This window comes from Streptomyces hainanensis, from assembly GCF_004348415.1.
Taxonomy (GTDB): domain Bacteria; phylum Actinomycetota; class Actinomycetes; order Streptomycetales; family Streptomycetaceae; genus Streptomyces; species Streptomyces hainanensis.
The window spans coordinates 1-9,882 of record NZ_SMKI01000299.1 but is presented as its reverse complement, the minus strand read 5'-3'; the positions used below and the strand labels follow the sequence as shown (position 1 = coordinate 9,882).

Sequence of the window (9,882 nt, the reverse complement as noted above, 5' to 3'; positions counted from 1 at the left end):
CGCCGTCCGGCTGAGGCGGCTCCGCGGCACGCCCCGGCCCGGCCCCGCGGTCACGGGCGCGGCCACGGGCGCGGTCACGCCGGGAACAGCGCCCGCAGCGCGGCCGTCAGCGTCGCCAGGTTCCGGTCCAGCCGTTCGCTGAACGCCTCGCCCGTGTCGCCGACGCTGAGCCAGGTGCGCAGGTCCGCCACGAACACGCCCTGGCAGGCGCTCGCGGTGGCGAGCACGAGCGGGTCCTGCGGCGTCGTGCCCGCCCGGTCCGCCAGATAGCGGGCGATGGCCAGCTTCCAGCGCTCCCAGTGCTCGTAGGCGCCGGCGCGGAGCGCGGGACTGGAGTCGAGGAGCCTGAACCGCTCAAGCCAGACGTCGCTGCTCAGCACGGCGGCCCGGTTCGACGCCACCACGGCGTGCCGCACCGCGTCCAGCGGGTCCGCGTCGGGCGCCGCCGCCCGGAGCCGCGACTCCAGCCCCTCGATCGTGTCGTCGAACGCGTACCAGATGACGCCGGCCTTGGAGCCGAAGTACCGGAAGAACGTCGTGCGGCCGATGCCGGCGGCCTCGACCATCTGCTCGACGCTCACCCCGTCGTAGCCGTCGCGCCGCAGCAGCGCGATCACGGTGCGCTCGACCTCGCGACGGGAGGCCGCGTGGGGACGCCCGGGGCCACGGCCGGCGGAGCGGGACGACGACATCCCCGGAGTCTAGGCCCCGGGGGTCCAGGCCCCGGCCCGGGGCGTCGGAGCGGTCGTCCCTGGATTTCGGTACTGAGTACCACTATGGTGCGAGGCAAGGCTCCGCCCGCCCGGAAGGGGCGCGGAGCGGATCGTGAAAGGTGAGCACCATGGGCAAGCTCGACGGCAAGGTCGCCATCATCACCGGCGCGGCACAGGGCATGGGGGAGGCGCACGCGCGGCGGTTCGTGCGCGAGGGCGCCAGAGTCGTCCTGACCGACGTCAACGAGGAACGCGGCACCCGGATCGCCGCCGAACTCGGCGAGAACGCCCGCTTCCTGCGGCACGACGTCGCCTCGCTCGCCGACTGGCGCCGCGTCGTCGAGGAGGCGGAGCGGGCCTTCGGCCCGGTCACGGTGCTGGTCAACAACGCCGGAATCCTCGGGCCCGTCGCCGGCACCGTCGAACTGACGGAGGACGACTACCTCCAGGTCTGCGCGGTCAACCAGCACTCCCAGTACTACGGCATGAAGACCGTCGTACCCGGCATGCGGCGGGCCGGCGGCGGATCCATCGTCAACATCTCGTCCGCCGCCGGCATGGTGGCGATCGTCGGCTCGCCCAACCTCGCCTACGTGGCCAGCAAGTTCGCCTCGCGCGGCATGTCCAAGCACGCCGCCGTCGAGTACGGGCCGGACGACATCCGGGTGAACTCCGTGCACCCCGGCTACATCAGGACACCGATGATGGTCGCGGCCACCGACGAGGAGGGCGGCGGGATCGCGGACACCGTGCCGCTGCGCCGGCTCGCCGACCCGGACGAGGTGTCCGCGCTCGTGCTGTTCCTGGCGAGCGACGACTCGTCGTACATCACGGGCATGGAGCACGTCGTCGACGGCGGCCTGACCGCGCAGTAGCGGGCCACGGGCGTCCGTTCGGGCCTTCCGCCCCGTTCAGGGGCGATGTGCCCCGCCACGCGGACGGCCCTGGCCGCCGAACTCGACGACGCCGCCGCCTCCGCGGCCCGGACCGTCACCCCCCTGGATCCACGTCACGGTGGCCCGCGTGTGGGCCCGGCCGGCGTCCTCGGCTTCCGCGGCCACGTCAAGCGCCGCGTGCTGACCATTCGGGGGACCCGGCTGATCGCGGACACCCACCCCAACGGCTGGGCGGACCACCTCGGCGTATGCCGAGGAGAGAAGCGGCGCGGGCCGGGTGCCCGCTCCGGGGATCTCCGTATGATGCGGGCGGATGTCCAGACGCCGGGCATGACTGTAGGGGGAGACTTGCGACAGGCCGCGATCGTCTTCGTACACGGACTGTTCTCCTCACCCACGACATGGGCTCCGTTGCAGCAGGAGTTATCCGCGATCCCCGCCGTGGCGGACCAGTTCGACTTCCTTTCCTTCGAGTACGCGACGCGCCCGGTGACCTGGAACCCCCTGCGTCGTATGCCGGATCTGGACACGGTGGCCGAGAGCCTGCGCGGCTTCATCGGGGATCTCACCGCCGAACACGAACGGATCGTCCTGGTCACCCACAGCCAAGGCGGCCTCGTTGCCCAGCGGTTTCTGTCCCGCATGCTCCAGGCGGGGCGAGGAAGGCATCTCACCAAGATTCGTCGACTGGTGATGTTCGCTTGCCCCAACAACGGGTCAGATCTGTTCCTGCTGGCTCGCAAAGGGTTGATCCCCATGACCAGGAACACTCAGGAACGCGAACTCAAGCCGTTGCAGACCTCGGTGCTGGAAACGCAGCGCAGAGTCCTCGACGGAATCGTCAGAGCCCTGGATGTCTCACGGGACCGGTGCCCGATCCCCGTCGTCGCCTACGCGGGCGAGAGCGACAACGTGGTCGTTCCCTCCTCCGCCGCCGGATTCTTCCCCGAGACGGGCGTACTCCCGGGTGACCACTTCTCCGTCATCCGGCCGCAGGGACCGGACAGCCGACTCGTTCACGCGGTGCGCAAGGAACTGGCGCGGGCGCTGGCAGAGTCGTTCCCACTGGAGCCGCAGCCCGGAGCGGACATTCCCCACCACCGCCGACCGGCCCCCGCCGCCGCCGACGTTCTGACAGAGCTGGAGGTCGTTGGCCCCATTCCCGTCCCCGCCAACGGCACCGCACGTCACGCGACGGAGTTCTTCCTCCACGGCGGACCGGTGGAGCAACTCAGGAACGTCGACATCGTGGTCTCCTCCGAGAACACCTACCTACAACTCTCCCAGTTCTTCAAACCGTCGACTTCCGGCAGCCTTCGCTGGGCCGCTGCCGAGAAGAGCGCAAGCGGCCAGATCCTGGAGGACGTCGCCGGGGAGCACCTTTCCTCCTGGCTTCGGAACCACGGCAGTTACGGCCTGCCCGTACTGGAGGGAACGGTCGCGCCGACACCCTCCGGCTCGCTCCAGCGGCGAAATATCCGAAGGATCTATCACGCGGCGATCGCCACGCCCATCTCTGGCACGAACAACTACCGGATTTCCCCTCAGGCGATTCCCCGGGCCGTGCACAACATCTTCGACCTGGCCAGGCGGGAGAGAGCAGAGCTGGGGATCTCCCTGTCCTCGATATGTTTCCCTCTCTTCGGGGCGGGGCGGGGCAGAATGAGTGTGGTGGAGAGCTTCGAGTTGATCTGGGAGTCGATGATGAGCGAACTGGTGGACGACCCGAGTTGGACCATTCATTTCACGACCCGCCGCAGGACCATCTTCGATCTCCTGTACGGCCGGCTCCAGGCGAAGAAGCAAGCCTACGACCAGATCACGTAGGGAGACGCATGGTGTCTTCGTCCGATGGGGTTCGTTCCTCGCCTCCGGGGTCTCCGAACCATGTCGTCGGTGATCAACCGCACCGTCAGTTCGGGGTCCTGACGACCGCGGGCGCTCCCGCCGGCGTTGTCGTCGCGGACGTCTACCGCGGGGCCGGAAACCTCGGAGTAGCCCGCGCCGCGCAGGCAGGGGCGCAACGCGTTTCCCGGCGGCCACGCGCGCCCCTTCGCCGCGGGAGGCGGAGCGACGCCGTCATCGAGTCGTGGCCCGCCTTTCGAGAACGGGTCACACAGCAGCGCCGTTTCCCCCCCTCGGCGGGCGGCCCGCCGCACGCACATTCTCAACTGGCCATGCTCGATGGGATCTCGGCCGTCCTTGAACAGTTGGGGCTGGTACGTGCGCTCCCGACCGGCCATCAGGTGTGGCGCGGCCGGATGCGTCGGGATACCGCCGAACCCGGCTATGTCGCTGCCACCATCGGGTCCACTCCCCAGGATCGGGCCACGGCCAATCGGATGAGCCCAGCGGGCGTGTCGATGTTCTACGGTTCGGCAGACGTGGAGACCGCCGTCGCGGAAATATCGGCACACGATCCACGCCCGTACGCGGCAGTGGCAGCCTTCGAACTGGTCCGTCCGGTACCGGTGATCGACCTCTCCGCCATCCCCGCCTCTCCACGTGCCTTCGTCCGGGACAGCGCGACACTTCTCCAACAGGTCGATTTCATCCGGTCCTTCACCGCGGACCTGAGCCAGCCCGTGGCGCTGGACGGGGGAGAACACACCGCATACGTTCCCACTCAGGTCCTCACCGAGTACTTCCGTTGGCTGTCCCCCCTGCACGTGGAGGGCATCGTCTTCCGCTCCGCGCAGAACGGCGGCGTCAACTACGCGTTGTTCACCGGGCCCGAGGGGTGCGTCGATGCTGCCGCGGACGGACCCGACGCCATGCTTCGTCTCCAACCGGGCACCGAGCTGGTGGTCGCGCGTGCCATCAGGGAAAAATGTGGGGAGCAACGGCAGGTCGGGACCTAGACTTCCCCGTCATGACCGACACAGACGAACACGGGCGGCCCGAGCCGCCGGTGGCCGGGGACGAGACGGCCACCCTGCTGGGATACCTGGAGTTCCACCGGGCCACGCTGGCCTGGAAGTGCGCCGACCTCGACGCGGCCGGCCTCGCCACCACCGTCGGCGCCTCGGCCATGACGCTGGGCGGCCTGCTCAAACACCTGGCGTACGTGGAGGACAACTGGTTCTCCTGGTCCCTCCACGGCCGCGAGCGGTCGGCGCCGTGGAACACCGTCGACTGGAAGGCCGACCCGGACTGGGACTGGCACTCGGCGGCCGAGGACGACCCCGACGAACTCCGCGAGTTCTGGGCGGAGTCCGTGCGACGCTCCCGCACCCTCGTCGACGAGGCGCTCGCGTCGAGCGACGCCGGCCTCGACCGCCTGGCCGGACGCGGCTGGTCCGACGGCCAGACGCCGAGCCTCCGCTGGATCCTGGTCCACATGGTCGAGGAGTACGCGCGCCACAACGGCCACGCCGACCTGCTCCGCGAGGCGGCCGACGGCGCGACGGGGGAGTGACCCCCGCTCACCCCGCCACCCGCTCCGGCGCCCCCTCCGGCAGGCCGGACTCCGCCAGACACCCCAGCCCGTCCGCGACGGCGCGGGAGACGGAGTTGAGGATGTCCATCAGCTGATCCTCGTCGGGTGCGACCACCAGTGCGGACAGCGAGAGGGCGGCGCTCAGATACTCCTCCGTCGCGGCGCCCCGGGCCGAGCAGGGGAAGGCAATGACGCCGCCACCATCTCCGTAGTACGCCACTTCGCCTGCCGCATAGGGCCGTTGGTCGCTCGGCGCGCTCGCGTCCGGCGTCGGCGCCTCGTCGAACCAGAGGAACTCGATCGCGAGGAGCGGGTTGTCCCAGTGGGTCGCCGTGTAGATCTGACAGAACCGCTCCGAGAACGCTTCCGGCCCCATGACTCGTTGCACGAACTCGTCGAGGTCGGCCGGAGGACGGGTGTCGATCCGGTCCGTGAAGACGTCGTCACCCGCCAGCGCGACCAGACTCTCCTGAGCGGACGGGGACAGGCTGGCATCACAGACGTCGGCCGCCGGCATCCCGTCCTCGATCACGCGCCCCGTTGCCTCGTCGGTGGGCCCCGACCGAGGATCATCCTGACCGGAACAGCCGAAGAGGACAAAGACGGTGACACAGCACAGCAGCGAGCCGAACTTCCTCCGCACTCCGGTGCCTCGATTCATCGTTCCTCCTGAGCCCGCTACTCGTAGCCGTGGTTGTCGGCCAGGCCCTGCCCATGCTGATAGGCGTCATCCATGGCGTTGATGGATTCGAGCACATCGGCGGAGCTGATCGTGCCCGCTTCCAGCGCCTCCTGGTAGTACCGGTCCTTGAGATCGGCAAGCTCCATGAGGCCCGCGTCGTAGAACTGTCGTTCCGTCATGTTGGTGTGTCTGGCCAGGTCGTCGTCGTTTCGGAGAGCGCCGTCGGTGCTCTGGTTGATGAACTCCGTGAGAAAGCCACCTGCCGTGCCCGCGGCCACGGGAACGAAGAAGCTCGCTCCTCCCGTCAGCGGGCCGGCCGCGACCGAGACACCGGCGCCCACGCTGCCCGCGACGAGGGCACCACCCAGGGTCTTGACCCAGCCGCCGGTCCGCCCCAGGGCCTCCTGAGCGGCCGCGCTCTCGGCGCCGAACTCCGCGTTGACGTGCTGAATCCGAGCATGGTCCAGGATTCCGCGGACATCGGCCGCCACTCGCAGCGAGTTCGCACCGGCGTCGATGTTGCCCGAGTCCGGTGGGAACACGTCCAGGTTGCCGCGTGTGTAAACCTGCTGCGCGAGCGTCACGATCCGGTGGGACTCCTCCTCCTGTCCGAGCACCGACAGGAACCGGATGGTGCTGAGGTGGCCGTTCTCCAGACGGTTCTCATACGGCGAGGCGAACGTGTCGGAGAGGATCTCGCGGGCCGCCTCGCTGTCACTGCTGACCCAGTAGTCGACGTCGCTCATGTAGGCGGCGGTCATTCTCCCCAGAGGCTCGGCCATCTGGGGCTGCTGCCCGAGCAGCGTCGGATCGGTCGAGCCGTACAGGTGCATGACCTGTGCCATGACGTCCACCGCCTCCGGGGTGCGGAAGACGCCGGCCACGTCGTTCTCGGCAAGCCCGGTGGCCGGCAGTCCGGTCGTGGCCGCCAACAGGGCGTCGCCCAGGGCGGGGTGGGCCGGCAGGGGCTCGGGTGGGCCGTAGTCGTCGACGCTGTTCCACCACTCGCGGTTCGTCGTGAGGTAGACCAGCCGCTCGTTGAGCATGTCCCTGTTGGCTTCGACGGACTCGTCCTCCGCCAGGTTCACCTGGGAGGTCGGGTCGAAGTCGTCCGGTGGGGCGAAGAACTCGGTGGCCGCCGACGGGTTGGTGCCGAGGGCGGTCAGGAAGCCGGTCATCGGGTCGCGGCCGAGGTCGCCCAACGCCAGTTCCCGGGCCTGGGCCGCTCGCTCGGCGGCCTCCTCGTCCTCCGTCTCCGGGACGTCCTCCGGCAGCGCGAAGTTGAGGACCAGTTCGGGGTCCGTGTCCCAGAGCTGTGACGCCCCGCGGTCGTCGTTCTGTTCGAAGGTCAGGAGGCGGTCGCCGTAGGCGAGGAGGTAGTCCCGGTCGTACTCGCCGCTGTTCATCAGGGCGCTCATGACCTGGAAGCCGTAGGGGCCGGCGACGCCGCCCACGCGGTCGTCGCCGAGGTCGATCATGTCCCGCTCCCACTCCCGCATGGCGGTGGAGTCGGACCGGGTGGCCAGGCCGAGCGTCACGCCGAGGCCCGACTGGAGTTCGGCGAGGTGCGTCCACTCGTCCGTGTCGGGGCGGACGTCCCGGGAGTTGGTCACGTCGCGCCAGAAGTCCAGGCTGCCGCGCGCGCCGAGGCCGGTCGCGATCCGCTCCGCGAAGGCCGGGTCGTCGGCGTGGGCTTCCAGCAGGGCGGTGAGCGCCACGAGGTCCCCGTCGGTCAACTCGGTGGGGTTCGCGGCGAGGTCGAGGAAGGCCCGGGCGTCGCGGTGGGCGAGGTCGGCCGCGTCGAGGGAGGCGTAGGAGACGGGGTTGAAGCGGTCCTCGTCCGGGCCGGCGATGTCGCGCAGGGCGCGGGCGATGATCTCGTCGTCCTCGGCGGCGCGTCGCAGGACGCGCTGGATCTCGGCGGAGATCCGTACGACGGCGTCCTGCCGCTCCCGGCGGGTGTCGCCGTCCAGTCCGTCGAGGTCGGTGGTCACCTCACCGTCCGACGACACGGTGACGCCCGCCGCCGGGGCGTCCGTCTCGACGACGGTCCACAGGTCGTCCCGGCAGCGCCTGAGGCGGGCGTGCGCGTCGTGCAGGACCCGCCGGAGCGTGGTCGCCTGGCGGAGTGCCGCGTCGAACTCGTCGGCGACGGCCACGACATGGGGGACGGTGACGCCCCGGTTCTCGCCGGCCCAGTTGGCCGTGGTGGCCCGCCGGCCCATGGTGGCCGCCGACTCGGCCATGCCGACGAGGTCGCGCTGCTGGCGCTCCCAGTCGTCGACGGCGGTGGCGAGTTCGTCGAGCCGGATGGTGTACAGGTCGTGGAAGCCCACCACGGTCGTTCTCGCCCCCCGCGCGTGATCACGACTGGCCGTCGATGCCGAGGCATCCTACGACGGCGCGGGGAAGGGCGGCGCCCCCGGTGCCGGTACGAGGTAGGGTGACCGGCCGGAGGTAGGGACATGAGCGGATGTGAGACACCCGGAGCACCCGGGCGTCCGGGCACGCGGTAACGCGCGTGCTGCCCGGTTCCTAGGGCGTGTCCGTAAGGTCTCGTCGGATCAGCCCGCGGCGTCAGACGCGGTGCATCGCAAGGCGCCGGATCGCAGCTCATACTTGGCCGTATTCGCGCGATTCGGCAACGCAGCGAGGTGCCGTGTATGGCGGCGCGGGCCCGGCGGGACCTTGCGGACACGGCCTAGCGCGCAGCACGGCGGTTCGTCGTCACCCATCCGCTGTCGCCGAAGGAATTCTCCGTCATGTCCCTGTTCGTCCTCGCCTGCTTCGCCTATGTCAGCATGGCGCTCCCCGACAGCGTGTTGGGCGTCGCCTGGCCGGCGATGAGCGTCGACTTCGACCAACCCGTCGGCGCACTCGGCCTGTTGCTGCCCTTCGGGGTCGGCGCCGCCGTGCTGTCCAGTGCGATGACGGGGCGGCTGCTGACCTGGATGTCGCTCGGGCGGCTCCTCACCGTCAGCACCGTGCTGTCCGTCGCCGCCATGGCCGGCTACGCCGCCGCGCCCTCGTTCTGGGGGGTGGCCGCAGCGACCGTGCTCCTCGGGCTCGCCTCCGGGGCCATCGACTCGGCGCTGAACGCCTATGCCGCCGGCCGCTTCGGGCCGCGCCAGATCACCTGGATGCACGCCAGCTACGGCCTCGGCTCGGTGATCGGCCCGGCCGTGGTCACGCTGGTGCTGAGTACCGACGTGGGCTGGCGGTGGGCCTACGTCGTCCTGGCCGGCACCCAGGCGGCGCTCGGCTGCGCGTTCGTGGCGAACTCGGGACGCTGGGCCGCCGACGCGCGGCCCGCCGACGCACGCCCCAGGGGTGCGACTCCCCGTGCCAGCACGGCACTTGTGCTGGGCTCCGGCGTCTTCGTGCTCCAGACCGGCGTCGAGGGCGGCATCGGGCTGTGGGGGTACCTCTACCTGACCGCGGGTCAGGGCCTGCCGGCCGACGTGGCGGGCCTGGTCGTCTCCGGCTACTGGGGCGTGATGTTCCTGGGGCGGCTCGCCCTCGGCCCGCTGGCCGAGCGGGTCGGGGTGGGGCCGATGCTCGCCGGCTCCGTCGCCGGCATCGTGGCCGGGACGGGCGCCATGGCGGCGCCGGGGCCCGTGGCGCGCGCCGTGGGTGGCCTGCTGCTGGTGGCGCTCGCCTCGGCGCCCGTGTTCCCGCTGCTGATCCTGACCACGGCGGACCGTGTCGGGGGCGAGCAGGCCGACCGGGCCATCGGCGTGCAACTGGCCGCCGCCAACGCCAGCAACCTGCTGCTGCCCGGCGTGGTCGGCCTGCTCGTCGAGCGGTCGGGCGCCGCCGTCATCGGGCCGGCGCTGCTGGCCTTCGCCCTGGCCATGGCGGCGGCCTACGCGCTGCTCGCCCGCCTCGGTCGGCGGGCCGGCGGGCCGGTGGCGTCGCCCGCCTGATCGCGGGCCCGGCGCGGTGTCGGAGACTCCCGCCGCCTCAGGGACTGCCGTCGTGCCAGAAGTCCGCCTCAGGGATCGCCGCCGCGTCAGGGAGCGTCGTCCACCAGCTGGCGCGCGGCCTCGGCGAAGGCGCGGACGCGGGCGGTCGCGTTGTTGGCCCGCCACAGCAGGGCCCAACGCAGCGGCGGGGAGTCGCTGAACGGCACGTAGACGACGTCGGGGCGGA

The 9,882-nt window shown here is 70.7% G+C and carries 8 protein-coding genes; 5 read left to right on the top strand and 3 right to left on the bottom strand.

What is annotated here, in order from left to right; all coding sequences use genetic code 11:
• Window positions 1-74: 74 nt before the first annotated feature.
• Window positions 75-692, bottom strand: coding sequence for an acyl-CoA-like ligand-binding transcription factor (locus E1283_RS24400; protein WP_132820286.1), 618 nt, complete (start codon window positions 690-692; stop codon window positions 75-77).
• 149 nt (window positions 693-841) lie between these two features.
• Between E1283_RS24400 and E1283_RS24395 the strand changes: the two genes are divergently transcribed.
• From E1283_RS24395 to E1283_RS24380, 4 genes are all read left to right on the top strand, one after another.
• Window positions 842-1,588 carry a glucose 1-dehydrogenase gene (locus E1283_RS24395; protein WP_132820285.1) on the top strand — a complete coding sequence of 249 codons (747 nt, stop codon included), beginning with the start codon at window positions 842-844 and terminating at the stop codon, window positions 1,586-1,588.
• Between the two features lie 150 nt (window positions 1,589-1,738).
• Window positions 1,739-3,436: an alpha/beta fold hydrolase gene (locus E1283_RS24390; protein ID WP_165956231.1), complete on the top strand. Its 1,698-nt coding sequence runs from the start codon at window positions 1,739-1,741 to the stop codon at window positions 3,434-3,436.
• 350 nt (window positions 3,437-3,786) lie between these two features.
• Complete coding sequence (locus tag E1283_RS37480) at window positions 3,787-4,470, top strand: RES family NAD+ phosphorylase (RefSeq protein WP_165956230.1); 684 nt, start codon at window positions 3,787-3,789, stop codon at window positions 4,468-4,470.
• A gap of 11 nt (window positions 4,471-4,481) precedes the next feature.
• On the top strand, window positions 4,482-5,027 hold the full coding sequence (locus E1283_RS24380) for a DinB family protein (protein WP_132820282.1): 546 nt from the start codon (window positions 4,482-4,484) through the stop codon (window positions 5,025-5,027).
• Window positions 5,028-5,034: 7 nt separating this feature from the next.
• Here E1283_RS24380 and E1283_RS24375 read toward each other — a convergent pair whose 3' ends face one another.
• The gene (locus E1283_RS24375; RefSeq protein WP_132820281.1) at window positions 5,035-5,709 is read right to left on the bottom strand and encodes a hypothetical protein; all 675 of its coding nucleotides are present in this window, start codon (window positions 5,707-5,709) and stop codon (window positions 5,035-5,037) included.
• 17 nt (window positions 5,710-5,726) lie between these two features.
• The gene (locus tag E1283_RS24370) at window positions 5,727-8,069 is read right to left on the bottom strand and encodes a DUF6571 family protein (protein ID WP_132820280.1); all 2,343 of its coding nucleotides are present in this window, start codon (window positions 8,067-8,069) and stop codon (window positions 5,727-5,729) included.
• 423 nt (window positions 8,070-8,492) lie between these two features.
• Between E1283_RS24370 and E1283_RS24365 the strand changes: the two genes are divergently transcribed.
• Complete coding sequence (locus E1283_RS24365; RefSeq protein WP_132820279.1) at window positions 8,493-9,656, top strand: MFS transporter; 1,164 nt, start codon at window positions 8,493-8,495, stop codon at window positions 9,654-9,656.
• Window positions 9,657-9,882 lie beyond the last annotated feature (226 nt).

Coding starts and splice junctions, on each gene's coding strand:
- E1283_RS24400 (WP_132820286.1), bottom strand. CDS start 692: ATGTCGTCGTCCCGCTCCGCCGGCCGTGGCCCCGGGCGTCCCCACGCG.
- E1283_RS24395 (WP_132820285.1), top strand. CDS start 842: ATGGGCAAGCTCGACGGCAAGGTCGCCATCATCACCGGCGCGGCACAG.
- E1283_RS37480 (WP_165956230.1), top strand. CDS start 3,787: ATGCTCGATGGGATCTCGGCCGTCCTTGAACAGTTGGGGCTGGTACGT.
- E1283_RS24380 (WP_132820282.1), top strand. CDS start 4,482: ATGACCGACACAGACGAACACGGGCGGCCCGAGCCGCCGGTGGCCGGG.
- E1283_RS24375 (WP_132820281.1), bottom strand. CDS start 5,709: ATGAATCGAGGCACCGGAGTGCGGAGGAAGTTCGGCTCGCTGCTGTGC.
- E1283_RS24365 (WP_132820279.1), top strand. CDS start 8,493: ATGTCCCTGTTCGTCCTCGCCTGCTTCGCCTATGTCAGCATGGCGCTC.